This window comes from Pseudomonas sp. MF08817, from assembly GCF_059862705.1.
The window spans coordinates 37,687-61,209 of record NZ_JCBCUY010000028.1; the positions used below are offsets into that span (position 1 = coordinate 37,687).

Consider the following 23,523-nt stretch of genomic DNA (forward strand, 5'->3'; position numbering starts at 1 on the left):
CAATGATAGGAGCCGCCAACTTAGCCCTGCCCACACGCCCGCCAGCGGTAACCGGTTATGCCCTAGCGCCAGGCCCGGCGCAGGCGCGCCAGCGCATCGGCGATGGCCGCCTCGGGCACCGCCGCGAACCCCAGCACCAGCCCCGCGTGCTGGGGCGGCCCGTCCCCCAGGCAATAGCTGCTCAGGCCATTGATTTCCACCCCCACGCGGGCGGCTTGGGCCAACAGTTCTTGCTCGCGGGCCAGGCTCTGGACCCGCACCATCACGTGCAACCCCGCCGCCACGCTGGGCAGGTTGGCGACGCCGGGAATGTCTGCCGGCCACCCCGCCAGCAAGGCGTTACGCCGGCTCAGGGCGGCGCGGCGCATGCGCCGGATATGCCGCTGGAAATGCCCGGCGGCGATAAACTCGGCCATCACCGCTTGGGTGCTGACCTCCGAATGCCGCACATCCAGCGCCCGGCGCCGGGAGAAGGCGTCCACCAGGGTCGGCGGCAGCACCAGGTAACCCAGGCGCAGCGCCGGGAACGCCACTTTGCCGAACGTGCCGACGTACAGCACCCGGCCCTGGCGATCCAGCGCCGCCAAAGGCGCCAAGGGCGCGCCGCTGAAGCGGTACTCGCCGTCGTAGTCGTCTTCCACGATCCAGCCCCCGCTGCGCTCGGCCCAGGCCAGCAACTCCAGGCGCCGGGCCAGGCTCATGATGACCCCCGTGGGGTACTGGTGCGACGGCGTCACGTAGGCCAGGCGGCAATCGCTTAAACGCGCCAGCGCCGCGCAATCGAGGCCTTCGCTGTCCACCGCCACGCCGTGCAGCCGCGCCCCGGCAATAGCGAAGGCATGGCCAGCGGCGCGGTAGCCGGGGTTTTCCACAGCCACCCCGGCGCCAGGCTCCACCAGCAGCTGTGCACAAAGGCTAATGCCTTGCTGCGCGCCACTGGTGATTACTATTTGCTCAGCGCGGCACTGCAAACCGCGGGAGTTACGCAAATACGCGGCGATCATTTCCCGCAGGCGCATGTCCCCCGCCGGGTCGCCATAACACAGTTGCTCTAGATCCGGGTTGCGCCAGAAAGCCGCATTCAGCTTGGCCCACACCTCGAACGGGAACAGATCGAAGGCCGGCACACCCACCCGAAACGCCTTCGGCGCGCCACTGGCCGGGGCGGGCAAATAGTGCCGATCAAGGCGCTCCAGGGCACTGCTGTGGATAACTTTACTGGACGAAAACCCAGGTAAATCCACCGTATTTGTGGATAACCCTGGGGATAAGCCTGTTGAAAACCCTGTGGATAGTTTTGTGGATAACACGTTCGCCGGGCTCAGCCGTTGCGGCAGTTGCGCCACATAAGTGCCATCACCGACCCGGCTCTCGATAAAGCCCTCGGCATACAACTGGTCATAGGCACGCACCACGCTGTTGCGCGAAATCGTCAACGCCAGGGCCAGGTCGCGGCTGGCCGGCAGCCGCGTGCCGCTGCTCAAGCGCCCGTCCAGCACGCGCTGGCGCAATGCCTGGTAAAGCTGAAGGCTCAGGCCCTGGCGGCGGTCGAGTTCGATCCCGGCGGGGTTGAAGGACAGCGGTGGCTGGCTCATGGCATTGGACCTATGAAATGGCGCCTAAGTGGCTCTTACAACGGACCATTAGCCTGCCTAGGATGCAGGCATTCGCCAAGGAGTTTCTCCATGACCACGCCTCCCGACGCCGCCGAGTTCGACCTGCCGCACCTGCACCAGCACATCCACGACACACGCCTGGCGATCGTCATCACCCACGGCGAGCAAGGCCTGCACGCCAGCCATGTGCCGCTGCTGTTCGAGCCCAGCCAAGGCGAGCACGGCACGCTGCACGGGCACCTGGCCAAGGCCAACCCGCAAAGCCGCGACCTAGCCGCTGGCAATCCGGTGCTGGTGGTCTTCCCCGGTGCCGACGCCTACATCAGCCCCTCGTTCTACCCGAGCAAGGCCGAGCACGGCAAAGTGGTGCCCACCTGGAACTTCACCGCCGTGCACGCCCATGGCCAGGCCAAGCTGTTCAGCGACCGCCACGGTTTGCTGGCGCTGGTCAGCCGCCTCACCGACCACCACGAACGCGGCCGCGCCCAGCCCTGGGCGGTAAGCGACGCGCCGCCCGAGTACATCGATGGCATGCTCAAGGCCATCGTCGGTTTCGCCCTGCCCATCCAGCGCCTCAAGGGCCTGCGCAAGCTTGGCCAACAGCGCAGCGCGGCCGACATCGCCGGCGTGCGTGAAGGCCTAGGCGCCAGCACCGATGTACGTGACCACAGCCTCGCCCACCTGATGCGTTAAGGAGCCAACATGCATCCCATTGAGATCCGCCCCGTCACCGCCGCCGACCACGCCGCGTGGCTACCCCTGTGGCAGGCCTATTTGCAGTTCTACAACACCGAACTCGAAGAGGCCGTCATGCACAGCACCTGGCAGCGTATGCTCGACCCCGCCGAGCCGACCCACGCCGCCCTCGCCTGGCACGACGGGCAGGCACTGGCGCTGGTGCACTTCATCTACCATCGCTCCAACTGGAGCATCGGCAACTCGTGCTACCTGCAAGACCTGTTCGTCAGCGCCGCCGCCCGCGGCACCGGCGTGGGCCGCCAGATGATCGAGCATGTCTACGCCACGGCGGCCGCGGCAGGCTGCGCCAAGGTTCACTGGCTGACCCACGAGAGCAACGCCACCGCCATCGCGCTGTACGAACGCATGGCCGAGCGCCCAGGCTTTATCCAGTTCCGCCACGCCCTCTAGGAGAGTTGCATGAGCACTTCACCCGCTGACTTCAAGGGCGCCCCGCCGCCCTCGGCCCAACTGTTGGATGGGCGTTTTATCCGCCTGGAAAAACTCGACCCCGCGCGCCATGGCGATGACCTGTGGCGCGCCCTGCAAGGCCCCGGCGCCGACCCGAAACTGTGGGACTACCTGCCTTACGGCCCGTTTGCCGAGCGCGCGGCGTTCGATGCCTGGCTGGCCAACCACGCGGCGGGCAGCGACCCGTACAGCTTCGCCGTGGTCGAGCGCGCCAGTGGTCAGGCGCAGGGCCTGTTGAGCCTGATGTCCATCGTCCCGGCCCAGGGCCGCATCGAGATCGGTCACGTCGCCTTCGGCGCGCCGATGCAGCGCTCGCCCAAGAGCACCGAGGCGGTCTACCTGCTGGCCCGCGAGGCCTTCGCCCTGGGCTACCGGCGCCTGGAATGGAAGTGCAACAACGCCAACGCCCGCTCCAAACAGGCTGCCGAACGCCTGGGCTTCACCTTCGAGGGGGTGTTCCGCCAACACATGGTGGTCAAGGGGCAAAACCGCGACACCGCGTGGTACTCGATCATCGACGGCGAATGGCCAACGGTAAGGGCCGGGTTTGAGCGCTGGCTGGCGGACGCCAACCAGGTCGACGGCGGGCAACGCCAGACCCTGGTGCAGTGCCGCGCTTGAGTTGCGCGGGGCAATCGGCGAATGTGCTGGGCCACCTTCCCTCGCCGAGACGCCCATGCCCGACTCCATGCCGCAACGCGCCGACTACCGCCACTTCCAGCCCATCACCACGCGCTGGCACGACAACGATGCCTATGGCCATGTGAACAACGTCACCTACTACAGCTTTTTCGACACGGCCGTGAACACCTACCTGATCGAAGTGGGCGGGCTGGATATCCATGACGGTGAGGTGGTGGGCTTTGTGGTGAGTTCGGCCTGCGACTACTTTGCCTCCATCGCCTTCCCCGAGCCCATCGAGGTTGGCCTGCGGGTGGGCAAGTTGGGCAACAGCTCAGTGCAATACGAATTGGCCGTGTTCAAGGCCGGCGAAACCGACGCCTGCGCGGCGGGGCGCTTTGTCCACGTGTTCGTCGACCGCGCCAGCAACCAACCGGTGCCCATCCCGGCGCGCCTGCGCGAAGCGATGGAGCGGTTGGTGGGGTGATTGTTAAGGAGGGGCATGGCGCCCCCCGGTGGGAGCGAGCCTGCTCGCGATGGCGGCCTACCAGGCCGTCATGAAATACCGCCATCGCGAGCAAGGCTCGCTCCCACAAGGGCGTGGCAGGCAGTTATGCCCTCAACGATGACGATAGTGCTTCTTGTGCTTGCGATGGCCATAGGCGTGGCCGCGGCCGGGGTGGTCGTCGCGGTAGTAACGGCGGTCATCACGGCCACGGCTGCTGCTGTGGCGGCGGTCGTCGTCATCGCTTTTGTTGCCCATGTAGTTGCCCAACGCACCGCCCGCGCCGCCGCCAGCGGCTGCGCCGATCAGGCTGCCGGTGCTGCCACCTACGCTGCGCCCGACCACGTTGCCGCCGGCCGCGCCCAGGGCGCCGCCAATGGCCGCTTCGCCGCGGCTGCGTTTGTCCGCACCCACCGCACTACCGCCCGCGCCACCCAGCGCCGCGCCGATGGTCGAACCGGTGTTGCCGCCCAAAGACTGACCGACCACCGAGCCTAAAACCCCGCCCAATGCGCCGCCCACGCCTGCTTCGGTGGTGCCACCGGCAGCGGCGACGCCACTGGCCAGGCTAAGGGACAACAAGAGAATCGAGGAGAACTTCATCAGGGAAACCTCAAGGGAATGACGGCGCGATCCTGAGGCTGTGGCGGGGGGCTTACAATCGAAATCCGACGAGTAGCACGACTTGTACACAATTCACTAAGTTATTGTTTTAACTATGGAACTTAATACTTTTCAGTCGGTCTTTTACTGCTTGCGACAGGCCGCTTTCCTACAGGAAGCGGCCTTTTTTGTGGGAGCGGGCTCGCCCGCGATGGCGATCCTGAGAGCGCCATCACCCGCCGCCTCCCCTCGCCTAAGCCGACCTGGCCATTATCAACCCCGTCTCGCTCGCCGCTTCCAAACGGATGGCGACGAATTTCGAGGTGGGGGTGTGGCTGCCGTCGCCGGTGCTTTCCAGGGGCACCAACGGGTTCACTTCCGGGTAATACGCAGCGGCCTGCCCGGCGGGGATGTCGAAGGCCAGCAGGGTAAAACCCTTGACCCGGCGTTCGCGGCCATCGTTCCAGATCGACACGATGTCGGCCTTCTGCCCCGGCTTGAAGCCTAGGCGGATGATGTCGGCTTCGTTGACGAACAGCACTTTGCGCTGGCCCTTGACCCCGCGATAGCGGTCGTCCAGGCCATAAATGGTGGTGTTGTACTGATCGTGGGAGCGCATCGACTGCATGATGAGGTCCGGCAGCACCCCTGTGGCGCGGGTACGTTCGTCCACCAAGTCGAGCGGCAAGGCGTTGGCGCGGAAGTTGGCGCGCCCCGACGGGGTGTTCCAGCGCCGCGCGCCGGCCGAATTGCCCAGGTAGAAGCCACCGGGGTTGCGCACCCGCTCGTTGAAGTCCTTGAAGCCTGGGATGGTGTCGGCGATCAGGTCGCGGATGCGCCCGTAGTCGGCCACCAACCAATTCCAGTCCACCGGGTGGGCGCCCAGCGTGGCGGCGGCGATGCCGGCGACGATCGCCGGTTCCGAGCGCATCTGCGCTGAAAGCGGCTGCAACTGGCCGTTGGAGGCGTGAACCATGCTGAACGAGTCTTCCACCGTCACCGCTTGCGGGCCTTGGGCCTGCACGTCGATATCGGTACGGCCCAGGCACGGCAAAATCAGCGCCTCCTTGCCGTGGGCCAGGTGGCTGCGGTTGAGCTTGGTACTGATCTGCACCGTCAAATCGCAATTGCCCAGGGCCTGGAAGGTGCGCGGGCTGTCCGGCGTGGCTTGGGCGAAGTTGCCGCCCAGGCCGATAAACACCTTGGCGCGCCCATCGAGCATGGCGTGGATGGCTTCGACCACGTTGTGGCCGTGTTGGCGCGGCACCTTGAACTCAAAGCGCCGCTCCAGGGCATCGAGAAAGAACGCCGGCGGGCGCTCGTTGATGCCCATGGTGCGGTCGCCCTGCACGTTGCTGTGGCCGCGCACCGGGCACAGGCCCGCGCCCGGGCGGCCGAGGTTGCCGCGCACAAGCATGAGGTTGGCGATTTCCTGGATGGTCGGCACCGAATGGCGGTGCTGGGTGATGCCCATGGCCCAGCACATAATCACGTTCTTGCCTTTGGCGTACATGCGCGCCGCTTGCTCGATGTCCGCCAGGCTCAGGCCGGACTGCTCGACAATCGCCTCCCAGGACGTGGCATCGACCACCGCCAGGTACTCCAGCACGCCGGCGGTGTGGGCGTTGAGAAAGTCGTGGTCGAGCACCGCCGGGGCGTTGGCCAACTGCGCCTCGCGCTCCCATTGCAGGAGGAACTTGGCCATGCCGCGCAGCAGCGCCATGTCGCCGCCCAACGCCGGGCGAAAGTAGGCGGTGTTGGTGGGCTTGTCGCCGTTGGTCAGCATCTCGATGGGGTGCTGCGGGTGCTGGAAGCGTTCCAGGCCGCGCTCCTTGAGCGGGTTGACGCACACCACCTGGGCGCCGCGCTTCACCGCTTCGCGCAGCGGTTCGAGCATGCGCGGGTGGTTGGTGCCGGGGTTTTGCCCCAGGACGAAAATTGCGTCGGCGTGCTCGAAGTCATCGAAGGTCACCGTGCCCTTGCCCACCCCGACACTCTGCGCCAGGGCCACGCCGCTGGCCTCGTGGCACATGTTGGAGCAGTCCGGGAAGTTGTTGGTGCCAAAGGCACGCACGAACAACTGGTAGAGGTACGCCGCCTCGTTACTGGCCCGGCCCGAGGTGTAGAACTCGGCCTGGTTGGGGCTGTCGAGGTTGAGCAGGTGCTTGCCGATCAGGGCGAACGCCGCGTCCCAGGTGATGGGCACGTAGCGGTCGGTGGCGGCGTCGTAGCGCATCGGCTCGGTGAGGCGGCCCTGGTATTCAAGCCAATAGTCGCTCTGCTCCAGCAAGGCGCTGACGCTGTGTTTGGCGAAGAACGCGGCATCGACCCGACGCTTGGTGGCTTCCCAGTTGACGGCTTTGGCGCCGTTTTCGCAGAACTTGACCACGCCGCTTTCCGGCGAGTCGCCCCAGGCACAACCGGGGCAGTCGAAACCGCCGTTCTGGTTGGTCTTGAGCATCATGCGCAGGTTTTTCAGAGCGTTGTCGCTGGTCAACCAGGCTTGCGCCACGCTGACCAACGCGCCCCAGCCGCCGGCGGCACCCTTGTAGGGCTTGTAGCGCGGGGTGGGGGGAATATCGGCTTGGTGATGATTGCTCACGCGGGCGTCTCCTGCGCGGGGCTGTACACCCGCGGTGCGCTTTTTTGCGGCAAATGGATGAGGTTGAGCTGATGTCGGCGCGCCCATTGCACGGCAAGGCCTGTGGGCGACGACAGGCTGACGAGGGTTTGGATGCCCGCGCGCAGCACTTTTTGGATCAATTCCAGGCTGCAGCGGCTGGTGACAATCGCCAGCCCCCCGGCCATGGGAATGTTCTGGCGCACCAAGGCGCCGATAAGTTTGTCCAGGGCGTTGTGCCGGCCGATGTCTTCGCGGCCCAACAGCAACTGGCCCTGGCCGTCCATGAACACCGCCGCGTGCACCGCGCCGCAGTGCTGGCCCAGGGGCTGGAATTGGCCGATGCGTTGGCGCAAGCCTTCAAGCCAATGGGCCGGTGGCAACGGTGCGCCGGGCAGCACGGCGAGGTCGGGCAGCGCCTGCTCGACCGCTTCCACGCCGCACAGGCCGCAACCGCTGGTGCCGGCCAATTGCCGGCGTTGTTGCTTGAGGTTCCAGAAGGCACGGCTGGCGATCTGCACCTGGGCGTAGCGGGCGGAGCCGTCGCCGCTCAGTTGCAGGTCATAGATGTCGTGAACGTCTTCGACGATGCCGCTGCCGAGGCTGAAACCGACGATAAAGTCTTCAAGGTCGGTGGGCGTGACCAGCATCACGGCCTGGCTGATGCCGTTGTAGGCGATGGCCAGCGCCACTTCTTCGGCCAGGTCGGTGCCGGCCTGGTGGTGTTGGGTAATGTCGCTGTACTGGTAGGGCTGGCTGGCGGCGGGCGCGGCCACAGGCAGGGCGGGCGCCGCGCAAACCGGGCGCTTGGCGTTCATGGGGGGCGTACCGGCAGGTTAAGTAGCGGTAAGCCTAGGCGCGTCAAAGTGTCGCGTCTAATTGCTACTACCGATGTGCCGATAGATCCGGTCGATCAAACAGCCTCGTCCGATTTCCCGTAAAGCGCAAAACAGGCTTCCGCCAACGCCGAGCGTGGCGCCCCGCGCCGCATAATCAGGCCCAGGCGCGCCAGGGTCTTGGCCTGTTCGATCGGTTGCAGGCGCAGGTGGTCGGTCAGCGCTTCGAGGCCGCCGTCCAGCGGCATCACTGCGCAACACAGGCCACCGTGTACCGCTTGCAGCAACTGATGGACGGCGTCGGTTTGCAGCAGCGGCTGCGGGTTGAGGCCACGGCTGTGGAAGTTGTGGTCGATGGATTGGCGAAAGTGCATGCCGCTGGTGAGCATGCCCAGGGGCAGTTCGATCAGCGCTTCCCAGCTCAGCGGCGCTTCGCCGAAGCTGAAAAACCGCTGATCGTAAAGCAGGCCCATGCGGGTTTCGCCCAGGGCCAGCGCATCGAAACGCTCGGTATCCAGGCGCTCGAGGTACGACACGCCCAGGTCCAGGCGATTGCTCGCCAGTTGCTCCAGGATCTGCTCCGAACTCAAGGCCGACAGCTCGAAACGCAAGCTCGGGTGCTCGGCGTGCAGGCGCTGCATCAGCGATAGCGGGTCGAAGCTCGACAGCGGCACCACGCCCAGGCGCAAGGTGCCCACCAGGTTGCCGCGACACGCCGCCGCCTCGGCCTGCAAACCGTCGTAGGCCGCCAGCACCGTGCGCGCCCAGGCCAGCACGCGCTCGCCCGGCGCGGTAAAGCCTTCAAAGCGCTGGCCGCGATTGACCAGCGGCAGCTCCAATTCTTCTTCCAGGCTGCGCAGGCGCATCGACAGGGTGGGCTGGGTGATATGGCACCGCGCTGCGGCCTGGCCGAAATGCCGGGTTTCGTCGAGGGCGATGAGGAATTTGAGCTGCTTGATGTCCATCTTCACTTCCTGGGCGCGAGTGGCCCGGGATTCTAGCGCGCTTGGGAGGTGAGCGAGGCATTTGGTCGGATCGCAACTTAGCCCCGCGCCGCTGGTCTAGTCTTCTGCGACTGGGCAACAACCCCGGACCTCAACCTAAGGAGCGTGACCATGAGTCTTTTCAGCTTTGTGAAAGAAGCCGGCGAAAAACTGATCGACCTGCTGACCCCCGGCAATGCCAACGCCAGCGAGCAGTTGAAAGAGCACATCAGCAAGGTCGGGCTGGGCAACCCCAACGTGCACGCTGAGGTCGATGGCAGCACCGTCACCCTCACCGGCGAAGTCGCCACCCAGGAAGAGAAAGAGAAAGTCCTGCTGGCCGTGGGCAACATTGCCGGCGTGGAAACGGTCGATGACCAGATCACCGTCACCAGCGCCGCCCCCATCGTGGCCGCCACCCGTTTTGTCGTGGTGAAAAAAGGCGACACCCTGAGCGCGATCTCCAAGACCGTTTACGGCGACGCCAACCTCTACAACAAAATCTTCGAAGCCAACAAACCGATGCTCTCGCACCCGGACAAAATCTACCCGGGCCAGAGCCTGCGGATTCCGCCGCAGTAAGGCATAAACCTGCACTTGAAGCAGATCTGAACCTGTGGGAGCGGGCCTGCTCCCACAGTGTTTTTGGCTAGGCCCTTGCGGCCTACAAACCCTCGATCAATTCCCGATAATCCCCCACCGCCGCGAACTCGGCGGTGTCCTTGGGGCCTTTGCGGCTGTCGGGTTGGCTGACCGCCAGCAAGTGCGCCACGCCGTAGTCCCGAGCACTGCGCAGAATGGGCAAGGTGTCGTCGATAAACAGGCTGCGGGCCGGGTCAAAACCGATGTCGGCGTGCAAAGCATCCCAAAAGTGCGGGCTCTCCTTGGCGAAGCCGTAGTCGTGGGAGCTGATAAGCCGCTCGAAATACGGCGCCAGCTCGACCTTTTCCAGCTTCAGCGACAGCGAGTCGCGGTGCGCGTTGGTAATCAGCACCACACGCTTGCCGGCCCGGCGCAGGGCCGCCAGGAAGGTGTCGGCGTCCGGGCGCAGGGCGATCAGGTGGGCAGTTTCCAGCTTCAGTTCGCGCACCGGCAGTTTCAGTTCCGCACTCCAAAAATCCAGGCAATACCACTGCAACTGCCCGGCGTTGCGCTCGAACAACGGCTGCAACTCCAACTCGGCCATGGCCCGGCTCACACCATGCAGCTGGGCGTAGCGCTCGGGCAGGTGTTCCATCCAAAAGTGGTTGTCGTAGTGCAGGTCCAACAGCGTGCCGTCCATATCCAGCAGAACGGTATCGATGTCGCGCCAGGGCAATAAGGGCATGGGGAGGTTCTCGCACGGTAGACGGGGCACAGACATTCACAAAAGCCGGGGTATAGTACCGCGTTCATGTATAGGAGCCGCCATGCGCCAGAAACCCACCGTCCTCGCCCGCGAAGTTGTCGCCACCACCCGCCTGTTTTGCGTCGAAGAGTTGCAGTTGCGCTTCTCCAACGGCGTGGAACGCACCTATGAGCGGCTGGTCAGCAAAGGGGTCGGGTATGGCGCGGTGATGATCGTGGCAATGGTGGACGACGAGCACGCGGTGCTAGTGGAGGAGTACTGCGGCGGCACGGGCGAGTACGAATTGTCGCTGCCCAAGGGCCTGATCGAGCCGGGCGAAGACATCCTCGCCGCTGCGGTGCGCGAGTTGAAGGAAGAGGCCGGTTTTGGCGCCCATCAACTGGAGCACCTGACCGAGCTGTCGCTGTCGCCCGGCTACATGAGCCAGAAAATCCAGGTGGTACTGGCCACCGAGTTGTACCCCGAGCGCCTCGAAGGCGACGAGCCGGAGCCGATGCGCGTTGACCGGGTCAACCTGCGCGAACTCTCGGCCCTGGCGCAAAACCCCGACTTCACCGAAGGCCGCGCCCTCGCCGCGCTGTACCTGGCCCGCGACCTGCTGATCGAACGCGGAGTGTTCCAGCCATGAGCCCACATTTCCCCCACCCGTTGCTGGCCCCGGTGATTGAGCTCGCGCACCAGGCGGGCGAAGCGATCCTGCCGTTCTGGCGTGCCGATGTGGCCGTTACCGCCAAGGCCGATGACTCGCCGGTAACCGCCGCCGACCTCGCCGCCCATCACCTGATCCTCGCCGGCCTGACGGCGCTGGACCCAAGCATCCCGGTACTGTCCGAAGAGGACGCCGATATCCCCCAAAACGTGCGCGCCACGTGGCAGCGCTGGTGGCTGGTGGACCCGTTGGACGGCACCAAGGAGTTCATCAGCGGCAGCGAGGAATTCACCGTCAACATCGCCCTGATCGAACAGGGCCGCGTGGTGTTTGGCGTGGTGTCGATGCCCAGCAACGGCCGCTGCTACTTCGGCGGTACGGGCCTAGGCGCCTGGCGTGCAGAACCGGGCGCCGAGGCGCAACCGATCCGGGTGCGCGACACACCACCGCCCGCACAGCCGTTCACCGTGGTCGCCAGCCGCCGCCACTCCAGCCCCGAGCAGGAACGCCTGCTCGCAGGCCTGGGCGCCAGCCTGGGTGAACTGCACCTGGCCAATATCGGTAGCTCGCTGAAATTCTGCCTGCTGGCCGAAGGCGCGGCCGATTGCTATCCGCGCCTGGCGCCCACCTCGCAATGGGACACCGCCGCCGCCCAAGGCGTGCTCGAAGGCGCGGGCGGTGAAGTGCTCGACCTCGACGGCGCGCCCTTCTGCTACCCGGCCCGTGCCACCCTGCTCAACGGCTCCTTCCTGGCCCTGCCGGCCAACGCGCGGTGGCGCGAGCAGTTGTTGGCGTTGGCACGGGGGGAGTAGCTCAGCCTGGGGCCCTGGAGGCTTTCGCCCTTGTACTCATCGCCAAGGGGCCCCTTGTGTACGAGCCTGTTCGCAATAACCACGGCCAGCGTTACGAATTGTCGTAGGCCGATTCCCACCAATCGCGTCCGTTTGGTCTGATTTCGCGCAATAAATTGCCTCGCTAGCATCGCGTTTTGTCCTGCGCGAGTGCGTGCCATGCCGCCATCCTCTACCCCAGAACCCACTGTCCCCGCCGACAACATGCGCGTCGCCCTGGCGTACATCACCGGCGCCCCGGAAAAACTCTTCGACGCCAGTGTCGATACCGCCCTTTGGGTGTGGGAGGCGATCCAGGGGGACTTCAACCAAGACCGCAGCACCGGGCAAATCGCCTTCGACGCGGCGGTCTCCATGGTGCCCTTGGTGGACCAGGTCTGCGACATGCGCGACTTGGTCGCCAACTGCCGCGAACTGCAAAAAGACCACAGCAACACCTGGGCCTGGGTCGGCCTGTGCCTGACCCTGATCGGCCTGTTTCCGGTGCTCGGTTCCCTGGTCAAGGGCGTGCTGAAAATCTTCTTCCTGTTTATCCGCCGCTCGGGGGGCCATGCCGTGGAGCAGGCCGTGGACGAGGCGATGACCTGGGTCATCACCCTGCTGCGTAAAAAGGAAGTGGTGAAGTACTGGCGTGGCATGAAATGGGGCCAGGTGTTCCAGACACTGGCCGACGCCATCAAAAAGGTGCGCAACCAAATAGACGTCTTGAGGTTGCTGCACGCCTTCGACCGGGGCATTGCCCTGCTCAACACTTTGCTGGGCAAAGTCAAATACGTCCCTGGGGCCGCCGCCAAGGCCGAGCAAACCCTGAACATGGTCAAGGCCGTGCGTTTGCAAGCCAACGCCCATATCGGCAAAGCCCTGCAACCGATACGCGACGCCCTCGACATCGTGATCCGCCGGTTGGAGATGGAAGACCTGATGCAGCATCGGGCGATCCTGAACACGGTGAATGTGCACTTTCACGGCGGATTGCCCGAGGCGCGGGCGGTGAAATTGATGCGGGATGCGAAGCCGTTGCCGGGGTGGTTGAGTCGGGGGAAGCCGAGGGAGTTTAAGCCGTTGAAACCGGGAGACTACATAGACGAGGTCAACAAAAGAGCCGTCCTAGGCTTTCCCCGCCTTGATAACGATCAAATTTCAAGCTTTGCAAAAGGAATGGAAGCGGTTGTTCTAAAAGGCCCCCTACGCCTTTACCGCATCATAAGCCCCGGCAGTGTCGCCAGTGCCCAGGACTGGGTCACGGAAGCCGTGTTCAAGCAAATCATGGATTCAGCCAACCCCAAGTCTGCCTGGCGCAAGTACCTGGCGGTGTGGCCGGACTGGAACGTCAATGGCCAGTTCGTGGTGTACGAACTCAAGGCCGGGGAAACCCTCAAGGTCTGGAAAGGCCCCGCGGCATCTCAAGTTAAATTGCCGCGGGAGGGCCTACCTGATCGGTATCTGGAGGGCGGTTGGGAGCAGGTCAAGTTCGATGCCAGTCAGGTACGAAATGCTACCGGCGAAAGCATTGGAGGCGCATTCGACACGATGACCTATTACCGCGTGGATCGTCAGACCGGCCGCATGGAGCCAGCCCCCGAAATGACCTACGACCGCTACAACAAAATGTCGCCAGGAGAAAAAGAGTTCTACGAAGGCCTGCGCGAAAAAATCAATCACCCCGCCATCAGCGGTCCCTTTGATACCGCCTGGGGCATGACCGACTTTGATACCCAACTCAGCAATGTGCGCCTCGGTCTGCCCAACTTGCCCGGCCAAGTAACGGAGTTTAAAAAATGAATCCGCTTTATCCGATGACCCCAACTTATCACCTGTCGCTTTGGCAAAAACGCCAAGCGGCGATGCTCTATTACTACTCGTCGCAAAGTTACTTGGACGCGTTGTTGCCGAAGATCGACGAGTTGATCGTTATGGCTGAGATGCTTTTGGAGCGCCGTTCGATTCTCGACCCCCTGATGGTCAGCGAACGCTGGGGCGTGCGCGATACCGCAGCCAACTGGAGCACTGGTGGGTTTCCGGCCCTGATCGAGTTCAGGGAAAACACAATGTGGGATATCGCCAAGCGCGCCGACCAATGCTACGGCATTACGGGCGCCAACCAATGTGCCCGCATGCTTCGAGAGTATGCGATGCAATGGACTACGGCTGAACAGGAAAAGGTATTCCGCGATCAAGCAGAGGACGTATTTAAGTACGCAGGAAATATTGACGGTGTCATGGAACGGGACTGGAGTGATTTAACTTTTTGGATTATTTGGCGGGACCTCAAAGAACAATTTCCTCGTTTGCCGAAATTTAAAGTACATATGGATATTGAAGGTGAAACCGGGAAAGTTCCGCCACGTACCGGTGTTTATGTCTCTCAGGATGATCCTCTGGGTGCCCTGCAATTTGCCTGGACCGGAGGCGGCGAAGGTATGTGGAAAACGCTGGAAGAATGCAAAACGTTCAATGATATAGGCCTGGACGCTTTGAAAACCTTGGGACGCGCAGGCTTGTGGGGCGATGAAAACGGACTTGCAAGGTTCATTGAGCAATCGCCCTATAAAGGCGTCTTTAAAGAGTCGTACTTCTACGCTCGTACCCGAGTACAAGTTCACTCTTTCACCGAACGCCCCTGCAAGTGGTACTTCGTCGAACTTCTCGAAGGCGAGTTCGAAGACAGCGACCCCGACGCCATGGCCGACGCGCCGGGTAGCGAGCCGCAGCACCCGCCGCGCAAAGCCAGCGGCGAGCCGTGCCCCCACGCCGGTTGGTGGTTCAGCCCCGCCCGTGAAGGTTCGCGGCAGTATTTTCGCGATGGCGCAATTTTTCCCAAGCTGGAAGGCGACTACGGCTACACCTTCTGGCTCTGGAGCCCGGACCAGTCCAGGCCAGCACTTTGATCGTTAAATGCAGGCCAAGCGAACCCGCCTGGCCTGCACTGTCCGGGCACACAACATGAACGCTCTTTATCCTATGACCCCGACTTATCACCTGTCCCTGTGGCAAAAACGCCAAGCGGCGATGCTCTATTACTACTCGTCGCAAAGTTACTTGGATGCGTTGTTGCCGAAGATCGAGGAGCTGATCGTTATGGCCGAGATGCTTTTAGAACGCCGTTCGATTCTCGACCCCCTGATGGTCAGCGAACGCTGGGGCGTGCGCGATACCGCAGCCAACTGGAGCACCGGTGGTTTTCCAGCCTTGATTGCCTACAGGCAAAGCACCATGTGGCATATGGCCAAACGCGCCGACCAGTGCTACGGCATCACGGGAACCAATCAATGCGCCCATATGCTGGGCGAGTTTTCAATGCAATGGGCCACTGCAGAACAGGAAAACGAGTTTCGCGAACGGGCCCATGAGGTGTTCTCGTACGGTTACAAGATTGACGGTGTTATGGAGCGGGACTGGAGCGATATGACATTTTGGTCAATTTGGCAGCAAATCAAAGGACAGTTTCCGCGGTTGCCAAAATTCAAAGTGCATATGGATATTGAAGGTAAAACCGGGGAAGTTCCGCCACGTACTGGCGTCTATGTGTCTCAAGATGATCCTCTGGGTGCCCTGCAATTTGCCTGGACCGGAGGCGGCGAAGGGATGTGGAAGACACTGGAAGAATGTCAAACATTCAATGAATTAGGTCTGGATGTCTTGAAAACCTTGGGCCGCGCAGGCTTGTGGGGCGATGAGGACGGTTTTTCGAAATTTATTGCACAAAACCAATATAAGGGTGTTTTTACGGACCCCATTTTTTCGGCTCGTTATCAAGTGCAATCCGACTCCTTCACTTACCGCCCCTGCAAGTGGTACTTCGTCGAACTTCTCGAAGGTGAGTTTGAAGACAGCGACCCCGACGCCATGGCCGACGCGCCGGGTAGCGAACCGCAGCACCCGCCGCGCAAAGCCAGCGGCGAGCCGTGCCCCCACGCCGGTTGGTGGTTCAGCCCCGCCCGTGAAGGTTCGCGGCAGTATTTTCGCGACGGGGCGATTTTTCCCAAATTGGAAGGCGACTACGGTTACACCTTCTGGCTCTGGAGCCCGGACCAGTCCAGGCCAACACTTTGATCGTTAAATGCAGGCCAGGCGAACCCGCCTGGCCTGCACTGCCCCGAATTCAAACACCCGCCACCCGCCCCGTTGGCTGGAGGCGGCGCCTGGTCAACCACGAGGTGCCCCAGGCGCGTCAGTTTGCGTTACGGGTTGCCACGGGCAAGGCGCCCGCCATCACGCCCGGCGCGGGTGGCCCTTACCAGTCATACGTCAAGTTCGACACCACGGTGCGGCCTTCGCCGTAGTAGCAGTCCACCGAACTCCCGCAACTGGCGACGTAGGTTTTGTCGCCCAGGTTTTGCACGGTCAGGCCCAGTTTCACGCCTTTGAGTTTGAGCGGCGATTGGCTCAGGTCGTAGCTCATGTTGGCGTCGTAGACGGTGTAGGACGGGATCTGGAACGCGCCGTCGTAGTCGTCGCCGTAGTTGCCGCGCACGTAGCGTGCGCCGATGCCCGCGCCCAGGCCGGCCAATGGGGTGTCGCCCAGCAGGGTGTAGTTAAGCCACAACGCGGCGGTCACGGGTGGGCGGTTGGCCGGGTGGCGGCCTTCGCGGCCGTCGTTGTCCTTGGTGTACTTGACGTCGTTGCGCGACACCGAGGCGATCACGTTGAAGGCTTCGCTGATTTCGCCCTTGGCTTCCAGCTCGATGCCCTTGGAACGCAGCGCGCCGACCTGTTTGCTATGGCCGGGGTTGGCCAGGTCTGGGGTGAGCATGTTTTCCTGGTCGATCTGGTAGGCCGAGATCTGCACGAAGCTGTTCTGCCCCGGCGGTTGGTACTTCACGCCCGCTTCGTATTGCTTGCCGGTGGTCGGCTCAAAGGGTTTTTCGCCCACGCCAGTGCCCAGTTGCGGCAGGAAGGATTCGCTGTAGCTGACAAACGGCGCGATGCCGTTATCGAACAGGTAGACGATGCCGCCCCGGCCGCTGAATTTTTCGTCGCGGGTGGTGCTGTGGGTTTCCACCGCCGACAGGGTCTGGTAGTTGTCGCCCTTGGCCAGGTCGTAGCGCCCGCCGATGACGAACACCCAACGGTCGAGCTTGATCTGGTCCTGGGCGTAGAAGCCTGTCTGGTCGATGGTGCGGTCCCAGCTCTGCGGCCCGCTCCAGTTCATGCGTTGGCCGTAGGTGGGGGTGAACAGGTCGATGGCCGCGCCGTTGCGGTCATACAAACCGTGGAAGTCGGAGTTGGAGTGGTAGTAGTCCACGCCCAGGATCACGGTGTGGTTCAGGGCGCCGGTGTCGAATTCGGCCTGGGCGATGTTGTCCACGCCAAACACCTGGTTTTCCTGCTTCCAGTTGACCCCGAAGCGCGATTGGTAACGCTGGTCGTTGGCCCCGGTGAGGGGGTTGGTGACGAAGCGGTAGCCGTGCAACGGCGCGCGGTAGTGGTCGTCGACCGTGGCGTAACGGGCGTTTTGCTTGAGGGTCCAGACGTCGTTGAGGCGATGGGACAACTCGTAGCCCAGCACGTACTGCTCGCGGTTGTACTTGTTGATGCCCGGCTCGCCGATGAACACGTCGCGGTCGATCTTGCCGTTGGGGTTGTGGAACAGGGTGCCGGAGGCCGGCAGGCCCTGGGCCTCGGGCACGCCGTCGTCCTTCTGGTACTGGGCGAACACGGTCAGGCGCGTGTCGTCGCTGGCGTTCCAGGTAAAGCTGGGGGCGAGGAACTGGCGCTTCTGCTCGAAGTAGTCGATCTCGCCATTGGAGTCGTTGGCCAGGCCGGTGAGGCGATAGAGGAACTTGCCCTCCTCGTCCAGCGGCCCGCCGAGGTCAACGGCGACGCTTTTATGGTCGTAGCTGCCTGCCTCCAACACCACTTGGCGCACGGCGGTTTCGGTTGGGCGTTTGCTGACCATGTTGACGATGCCGCCAGGCTGGTTCTGCCCGTAGAGCACCGAGGCCGGCCCCTTGAGCACCTCGATGCGCTCCAGGGAATAGGGTTCGATCTGCAACGCACCACCGGTGCTGCCGCCGCCGTAGGGCAGGTGCAAGCCGTCGAGGTAAAGAGGTGTAGGAGAAATACCGCGCGAAGTCGGTTCGTCGAAGAACTTCACCCGGTCGTCAAAGCCACCGCCGGTGATGCCGGGCGTATAGCGCAGGGCTTCGACGATGCTTTGCGCGCCCCGGGACTTGATCTCGGCGGCGGTAACGACGTTGATGGTCTGGGGGATTTCCGTCAGCGCGGCGTCGGTCTTGCTGCCGGTGGCGCTGCGCTTGGCGACGATGCCTTCGACCGGGCCCCAGGCACTTTCCGCGGCCTCGGCGGCGTTGATACGGGTGGCGCCCAGTTGCAGCGAACCGCTCTGGGGCACGGCTTGCAGCGACCAACTGCCTTGGGATTCGAGCGCCAGCAGGCCACTGCCGGCCAACAATTGCTCCAGGCCCTGGGCCGTGTCGTAGCGCCCTTGCAGGCCGGGGCTGCGCTTGCCGGCGGTCAATTGCGCGTCCACCGACAGCAAAATGCCCGCCGTGCTGGCAAAGCGGTTCAGGGCCTGGTCGAGGTTACCCGCCGGGATGTTGTATTGGCGCGCCTCCCCGGCCTGGGCCGACGCGGCCACGGCCAGGGTGGACGCCAGCGGCACGGCGGCCAGCAGGCTGACAAACAGCCCACGGCGCAGGTGGCGGGACAATGTACGAGACGACGTCGGGCGGTGTGGCATTCCAGAACTCCCCATGAGAATGCTTCTTGATTTGCTTTCAAGAGGTATCCCGGATAACTCGGCAAAACCGACAAGGCGCTGGGAAGTTTTTTTTGAAGGCGTGCAGGGCCCGTAGCAGGCGGGCTTGCCCGGGCTGGGGGGGGCCGCAGCAACCCTAAGCTTTTTCTTGGCCGCCACACCGATGTTTGGACCGCTTCGCACCCCAACGCGGGCAAGCCCGCTTGCTCACCCTCGCGCCTTGACCGTCACCCAATACCGCGTCACGGCTTCTACCCGCACCGGTAGCGATTGCTCCAGCGCGGCGAGGATGGCGTCGCTGTCGTCGAGGGGAAATACGCCGGTGAGCAGCAGCCCAGCCACGGCGGCGTCACAGCGCAGCCAGCCCGGGCGATGGCGCGCCAGGTCGGCAATAAACTGCCCCAACGGCTGGCGTTCGGCGGTGAGGCGGCCCTGGCTCCAGGTGCTGGCATTGAGGTCGGCGGCGCGCACCGCACCGGTCTGGGCGGCGTTGAACCACAGGCTGTCGCCGGCGTTGAGGTACTGCGCAGCAGCATGTTGCGGGCGTACATGCAATTGGCCTTCATAGAGATCGACCCGCGTACCGCCCTGCGCATCACGCACCGCAAAGCGGGTGCCCAGGGCCTGGATGTCGCCGGCCTGGGTCTCGACGATCAGTGGGCGGGTGGCGTCGTAGCCGCTGTTGAGCAGGATTTCGCCACTGATGAGGGTGATACGCCGCTCGCGGGCGCTGTAACGCAAATCCACCGCCGTGTCGCTGTTGAGGTCCAGGCGCGTGCCGTCGGCCAGGGTCAGGTGGCGCACCTCGCCCACCGCCGTGCGCTCGCCGGCCATGGCGTTACGCCACGGCTGGCTGCCCTGCACCGCGTAGCCGCCGCCCGCCACCAGCAGCACGCCGAGCAGTTTGAGGGCGGCGCGGCGCTGCTGGTCGGGGGCATCGCGCAGCACCGCCCGGGCGCTTTCGGCGGGCACCCCGCTCAGGGTTTGCTGCAACTGTTGCAGGCGCGCCCAGGCGCGGTGGTGGTCCGGGTGGGCGGTTTTCCAGCGGGCGAAGGCCTGGCGCTGTTCGGCATCCAGCTCACCGCCCCAGTGCAGCATCAGCCATTCGCTGGCCTGCTCGACGATCGCCGGGGCAATCGGCGCTTCGCGCTGCGCCCTCATTGCTCGTAGACCACCTGATAGCAGGCCTGGATGGCGCGGATCATGTACTTCTGCACCGAACTGACCGTCACCCCCAGGCGCTCGGCGACTTCGGCGTAGGTCAGCCCTTCGAACTGCGAAAGCAGGAACGACTGGCGCACTTTTTCCGGCATGCGGTCGAGCATGGCGTCGATCTGCATCAGGGTTTCGAGGATCAAGGCACGGGTTTCCAAGGACGGCGACTCCGGTTCCGGCAGGTGGGCGATGCTTTCCAGGTAGGCGCGCTCGATGCGCAGGCGCCGCCACTGGTCGATCACCAGGTTGCGGGCGATCTGCGTCAGGTAGCTGCGGCTTTCCAGGTGCCCCGGAAAACGCCCCGACACCAGCAGGCGCAGGAAGGTGTCCTGGGCCACATCGGCGGCGTGCTCGCGGTCGCCCAGGCGCTTGCGCAGCCAGCCTTGCAGCCAGCCATGGTGGTCACGGTAAAGGCGATGCAACTGCGCCTTGCCGTCAGTGGTTGCATCCATGGAAGGGTCCACACACATGATTGATAGCAATTATCATTACACTTTTGTATGGGGGCAGGCAAAGGGCCATTTACCCTAGGCGCCGCGAGGGCTTGGTTTACCTCAGCTCTAACGCCACCGAACCCAAGGTGAGGAGCCAGACACACCCCCCCAGCGCCACCCATAGCCTATTGAGGCCGCTGAGCCGGGCATTGGCCTGCCCTTGCGGGTCACCCTCCACCGCATTGATGGCTTTTTGCACGCATAGCAACCAGTAAGTTTGCAGCAGGAACACCCCCAGGCCTGCGGCCAGCCCCAGCAAGTTATCGGGCACCCAGACCTGAATCGAGCCGCCCAGAGCGGTGAGAATGATCGCCAGGGCAAGCAGCCGAGGATGCCAACGGGGAGGCTCGGCCAGCCGTTGCACCTGGCGATCGATCTTCATTACCAGCGAATAGATGAACAAATCGTTTAACACCGCCCGCAGCCACGGGATCACCTTGATGCCAGTGGTATCGCGGTAGCGCCGCCAGTTTCTGTAGCTCCAGTACGGAAAGTAGAAACCAAAGGTCGCCACAAACAGGATGACGAATTTGCTCGGTGCGACGACGTAGAAAAACCGCGCCCTGGCCGGCGCGCAAGGGCTGTCGGCCAGGGGTGGGACACAGGGGGGGTCGATCGTAGGCATGGCTACAAGGGCTCGTGAAGGAAACGGCCCGTGATGTTAAGCCCGCCATCCGGGCATTTTGTGAAGCAGCAGGGAATCAGGAACAACCCTACGCGAGCGCCCTACAAAGCTGCTTCCTCGGCCTGCAACGGGTACACCGACTCCCACCCCCCGCCCAAGGCCTTGTACAACCCGACCATGGCCAGCGACACGTTCACCTGGCTCTCGACCTGTTGTTCCTGGGTGGCGAGCAAGGCGCTTTGCACCGTGAGCACGTTGATGAAGTCCACCACCCCTTCGACATACTGCTGCTGCGCGGCCAACAGGGCGATGCGGTTCTGGCTGACCGCTTCGGCCAGGTGCTCGCGCTGCAACTGGCTGGCGTTGTAGCGCGTCAGTTGATCGTCGATCTCGTGCCAAGCCCGCAGCACCGTGTGCTGATAGCCCAGCGCCGCTTCCTGTTGCTGGGCCTCGCGCAGCTTGAGCATGCCGCGCAGGCGCCCGCCGTCGAACAGCGGCAGGCTGAACTGTGGGCCGATGGCGAACTGACGCGAGCCCCAGGTGCCGAAATCCGACAACTGCATGGCTTGCGAGCCGAAACTGCCCGACAGGGTGATGCGCGGGTAGAAGTCGCCCTTGGCCACGCCGATGCTGGCGGTGGCGGCGTGCAGCCGCGCTTCGGCCTGGAGGATATCCGGGCGGCGGCGCGCCAACTGCGAGGGCAAGCCGATGGCCAGTTGGGCCGGGGCTTGGGGCACCGGCGCGGCGGCGGCCAGTTCGGCTTGCAGGGCTTGCGGGCCCTCCCCCAGCAACAAGCTCAGGGCGTTTATCAGTTGGTCCTGGCGCTGGCGCAGCACCGGCAGGCGCGATTCGATGGCGGCCACTTGCGCGGCGGCTTCGGCCACGTCCAGTTGGGTCGCCACGCCATCGGCCTGGCGCATGCGCGAGAGCATCAGGCTGCGGTTGGCCACTTCCAAGTTCTGCTCAGTGACGGCCCGGGTGCTCTGCACGCCACGCAGTTGGATATAGCTCTGCGCGGTGTCGGCCAGCACGGCGAGCAACACGCCGCGACGGTCGTTTTGCGCCACCTCCAGGGTCGCGTCGGCGGCTTCGGTTTCGCGCCGTACGCGGCCCCAGAAGTCCAGCTCCCAAGCCGCCGCGAAACCGCCCTCCCACAGGTTGAAGGCGCTGTTGCCGTTATGCCCCGAGGGGTCGCTCAAGCCTTCACCACTGTTACGTTTACGCGCGTAGCCGCCGTTGGCGCTGGTGGACGGGTACTGGCTGGCGGTGGTCACCTGCCGCACGGCGCGGCTTTGCTGCAAGCGGCTGCTGGCCAGTTGCAGGTCCAGGTTGTCGCTCAGGGCGCGCCGGCTCAGGCTGGCCAATTGCGGGTCCTGGAACACTTCCCACCAGTGTTCGGCCAGGGCGCTGCTCACCGCTTGGCTGGCGGCCGGAGTGGGTGGGGTGTTCCAGCGTTCGATGGACGGCGCCTCGGGGCGTTGGAAATCCGGGCCCACCGTGCAGGCCGACAACATCGCCAACGTCAGCAGGCCCGGCAGAAGATTGAGGCGTTTCATCGCTGGCTCACCTCGCGCACCTGTGTGGCCGAGCTGTGGGTGTCGATGCTCGCCTCCACCGACATGCCCACCCGCAGCCGCTCAACCAGCGGTTGGCCGGGGTCGAGGAGGATTTTCACCGGGATGCGCTGCACCACTTTGGTGAAGTTGCCCGTGGCGTTGTCCGGTTTAACCGCCGCGAAAGTCACGCCGGTGGCCGGGGCAATGCTCTGCACGCGGCCGCTGAGGGCCTCGCCGTCGAGGCTGTCGACACGCACCTGCACCACCTGCCCCGGCGCCACGTTAATCAGCTGGGTTTCCTGGAAGTTACCCACCACATAGGCCTGTTCCAGCGGCACCACGGCGAGGATCTTGCTGCCCGGCGTAACGTAGGCGCCGACCCGCACCGCCCGTTCGCCGACCATGCCGTCCACCGGCGCGACAATGCGCGTGTACGACAGCTCGTAACTGGCCATCTCCAGCGCCGCATGGGCGCGCTTGAGGCCACCTTCGGCGGCGTCGCACTGGGCGCTGAGGATCTCCACCTGCTTGCGTTCGGCGGCCAGTACCGCCGTGGCATGGGCCAGTTGCGCGGTGGCCTGGTCGATGCGCGTGCGCGCCTGCTGGGCGTTTTGCACCGTGCCCGCGCCCACCCCGGCGAGGTGGTTGTAGCGCGCCAACTCATGCTCGGCGAAGGCCATTTGCGCACGGTCGGCCACCACTTGCGCCTGGGCCTGGGCGATCACCGAGGCCTGGCGTTCCAGGGTGGCGCGGGCGTTTTGCAACTGGGCGCTGGCGACTTCGGTTTGCGCCGCCGCAGCCAGGGCAGCGGCGCGCAGGTCGCGGTCATCGATCAGGGCCAGCAACTGCCCGGCCTTGACCTGCTGGTTATCGTCCACCAGCACTTCCTTGATGAACCCGGCCACGCGGGGCGCCACCAGGGTGAAATCGGCAGCAACGAAGGCGTCGTTGGTGGTCTGGCGCGTGCCGTGGCCGAACAGGCCGGGGGCCAGCACGTAGAGCAGCGCACCCAGGGCCAAAACCGCCGCCGAAGCGGCGACGGTGTGTTTCGTGGAAATCGTCATAAACAAC

General features: G+C 64.1%; 22 protein-coding genes. 10 read left to right on the forward strand and 12 right to left on the reverse strand.

Features of this window, described 5'->3' with window-relative positions:
• Positions 1 to 62: 62 nt before the first annotated feature.
• On the reverse strand, positions 63 to 1,595 hold the full coding sequence (pdxR, locus tag AC19YR_RS17715; protein WP_500599465.1) for a MocR-like pyridoxine biosynthesis transcription factor PdxR: 1,533 nt from the start codon (positions 1,593 to 1,595) through the stop codon (positions 63 to 65).
• 90 nt (positions 1,596 to 1,685) lie between these two features.
• Between pdxR and AC19YR_RS17720 the strand changes: the two genes are divergently transcribed.
• Genes AC19YR_RS17720 through AC19YR_RS17735 form a run of 4 tightly spaced genes read left to right on the forward strand, consistent with a single transcriptional unit; the run spans position 1,686 to position 3,933 of the window.
• Complete coding sequence (locus AC19YR_RS17720; protein ID WP_095108640.1) at positions 1,686 to 2,309, forward strand: FMN-binding negative transcriptional regulator; 624 nt, start codon at positions 1,686 to 1,688, stop codon at positions 2,307 to 2,309.
• A gap of 9 nt (positions 2,310 to 2,318) precedes the next feature.
• Positions 2,319 to 2,765 carry a GNAT family N-acetyltransferase gene (locus tag AC19YR_RS17725; protein WP_500599467.1) on the forward strand — a complete coding sequence of 149 codons (447 nt, stop codon included), beginning with the start codon at positions 2,319 to 2,321 and terminating at the stop codon, positions 2,763 to 2,765.
• 9 nt (positions 2,766 to 2,774) lie between these two features.
• Positions 2,775 to 3,446, forward strand: a complete 672-nt coding sequence (locus AC19YR_RS17730) for a GNAT family N-acetyltransferase (RefSeq protein WP_500599468.1) — start codon at positions 2,775 to 2,777, stop codon at positions 3,444 to 3,446.
• 55 nt (positions 3,447 to 3,501) lie between these two features.
• Positions 3,502 to 3,933 carry an acyl-CoA thioesterase gene (locus AC19YR_RS17735; protein ID WP_095108637.1) on the forward strand — a complete coding sequence of 144 codons (432 nt, stop codon included), beginning with the start codon at positions 3,502 to 3,504 and terminating at the stop codon, positions 3,931 to 3,933.
• Between the two features lie 132 nt (positions 3,934 to 4,065).
• On the opposite strand, the gene AC19YR_RS17740 is transcribed toward AC19YR_RS17735, so the two are convergent.
• From AC19YR_RS17740 to AC19YR_RS17755, 4 genes are all read right to left on the reverse strand, one after another.
• A complete protein-coding gene (locus tag AC19YR_RS17740; protein ID WP_500599470.1) occupies positions 4,066 to 4,554 on the reverse strand; it encodes a glycine zipper domain-containing protein in 489 nt (162 codons plus the stop codon).
• Positions 4,555 to 4,807: 253 nt separating this feature from the next.
• Entirely contained in the window at positions 4,808 to 7,156 is a 2,349-nt protein-coding gene (locus AC19YR_RS17745; protein ID WP_500599471.1) for an FdhF/YdeP family oxidoreductase, read from the reverse strand.
• Complete coding sequence (fdhD, locus tag AC19YR_RS17750) at positions 7,153 to 7,992, reverse strand: formate dehydrogenase accessory sulfurtransferase FdhD (protein WP_095108634.1); 840 nt, start codon at positions 7,990 to 7,992, stop codon at positions 7,153 to 7,155. Before fdhD ends, AC19YR_RS17745 begins: the two co-directional genes overlap by 4 nt.
• A 95-nt stretch (positions 7,993 to 8,087) precedes the next feature.
• Complete coding sequence (locus AC19YR_RS17755) at positions 8,088 to 8,975, reverse strand: LysR family transcriptional regulator (protein WP_095108633.1); 888 nt, start codon at positions 8,973 to 8,975, stop codon at positions 8,088 to 8,090.
• 150 nt (positions 8,976 to 9,125) lie between these two features.
• On the opposite strand from AC19YR_RS17755, the gene lysM reads away from it, so the two are divergent.
• Positions 9,126 to 9,575 (forward strand): peptidoglycan-binding protein LysM, encoded by a 450-nt coding sequence (lysM, locus tag AC19YR_RS17760; protein ID WP_095108632.1) that lies wholly within the window; start codon positions 9,126 to 9,128, stop codon positions 9,573 to 9,575.
• Between the two features lie 82 nt (positions 9,576 to 9,657).
• Here the strand turns inward: lysM and yrfG are convergent, their stop codons facing one another.
• On the reverse strand, positions 9,658 to 10,320 hold the full coding sequence (gene yrfG, locus AC19YR_RS17765) for a GMP/IMP nucleotidase (protein ID WP_095108631.1): 663 nt from the start codon (positions 10,318 to 10,320) through the stop codon (positions 9,658 to 9,660).
• Positions 10,321 to 10,402: 82 nt separating this feature from the next.
• On the opposite strand from yrfG, the gene nudE reads away from it, so the two are divergent.
• The 5 genes from nudE to AC19YR_RS17790 all read left to right on the forward strand — a co-directional run bounded on the left by nudE (position 10,403) and on the right by AC19YR_RS17790 (position 15,894).
• A complete protein-coding gene (gene nudE, locus AC19YR_RS17770) occupies positions 10,403 to 10,969 on the forward strand; it encodes an ADP compounds hydrolase NudE (protein ID WP_095108630.1) in 567 nt (188 codons plus the stop codon).
• Positions 10,966 to 11,802, forward strand: a complete 837-nt coding sequence (gene cysQ, locus AC19YR_RS17775) for a 3'(2'),5'-bisphosphate nucleotidase CysQ (protein WP_500599473.1) — start codon at positions 10,966 to 10,968, stop codon at positions 11,800 to 11,802. The genes nudE and cysQ overlap by 4 nt, the downstream gene beginning before the upstream one ends.
• A 198-nt stretch (positions 11,803 to 12,000) precedes the next feature.
• Positions 12,001 to 13,623: a hypothetical protein gene (locus tag AC19YR_RS17780; RefSeq protein ID WP_500599475.1), complete on the forward strand. Its 1,623-nt coding sequence runs from the start codon at positions 12,001 to 12,003 to the stop codon at positions 13,621 to 13,623.
• Positions 13,620 to 14,729 (forward strand): hypothetical protein, encoded by a 1,110-nt coding sequence (locus tag AC19YR_RS17785; protein WP_500599477.1) that lies wholly within the window; start codon positions 13,620 to 13,622, stop codon positions 14,727 to 14,729. Before AC19YR_RS17780 ends, AC19YR_RS17785 begins: the two co-directional genes overlap by 4 nt.
• A 55-nt stretch (positions 14,730 to 14,784) precedes the next feature.
• Positions 14,785 to 15,894 carry a hypothetical protein gene (locus AC19YR_RS17790; RefSeq protein ID WP_500599478.1) on the forward strand — a complete coding sequence of 370 codons (1,110 nt, stop codon included), beginning with the start codon at positions 14,785 to 14,787 and terminating at the stop codon, positions 15,892 to 15,894.
• A 181-nt stretch (positions 15,895 to 16,075) separates the two neighbouring features.
• On the opposite strand, the gene AC19YR_RS17795 is transcribed toward AC19YR_RS17790, so the two are convergent.
• The 6 genes from AC19YR_RS17795 to AC19YR_RS17820 form a co-directional block, all read right to left on the reverse strand.
• On the reverse strand, positions 16,076 to 18,544 hold the full coding sequence (locus tag AC19YR_RS17795) for a TonB-dependent siderophore receptor (protein WP_095108626.1): 2,469 nt from the start codon (positions 18,542 to 18,544) through the stop codon (positions 16,076 to 16,078).
• 225 nt (positions 18,545 to 18,769) lie between these two features.
• Positions 18,770 to 19,723 (reverse strand): FecR domain-containing protein, encoded by a 954-nt coding sequence (locus AC19YR_RS17800; RefSeq protein WP_500599480.1) that lies wholly within the window; start codon positions 19,721 to 19,723, stop codon positions 18,770 to 18,772.
• Positions 19,720 to 20,229: a sigma-70 family RNA polymerase sigma factor gene (locus tag AC19YR_RS17805; protein WP_095108624.1), complete on the reverse strand. Its 510-nt coding sequence runs from the start codon at positions 20,227 to 20,229 to the stop codon at positions 19,720 to 19,722. The genes AC19YR_RS17800 and AC19YR_RS17805 overlap by 4 nt, the downstream gene beginning before the upstream one ends.
• Positions 20,230 to 20,326: 97 nt before the next feature.
• The gene (locus AC19YR_RS17810; protein ID WP_500599481.1) at positions 20,327 to 20,896 is read right to left on the reverse strand and encodes a hypothetical protein; all 570 of its coding nucleotides are present in this window, start codon (positions 20,894 to 20,896) and stop codon (positions 20,327 to 20,329) included.
• A gap of 101 nt (positions 20,897 to 20,997) precedes the next feature.
• Positions 20,998 to 22,452, reverse strand: a complete 1,455-nt coding sequence (locus tag AC19YR_RS17815; protein ID WP_500599483.1) for an efflux transporter outer membrane subunit — start codon at positions 22,450 to 22,452, stop codon at positions 20,998 to 21,000.
• Complete coding sequence (locus AC19YR_RS17820; protein ID WP_500599485.1) at positions 22,449 to 23,516, reverse strand: HlyD family secretion protein; 1,068 nt, start codon at positions 23,514 to 23,516, stop codon at positions 22,449 to 22,451. The genes AC19YR_RS17815 and AC19YR_RS17820 overlap by 4 nt, the downstream gene beginning before the upstream one ends.
• Positions 23,517 to 23,523: the final 7 nt, after the last annotated feature.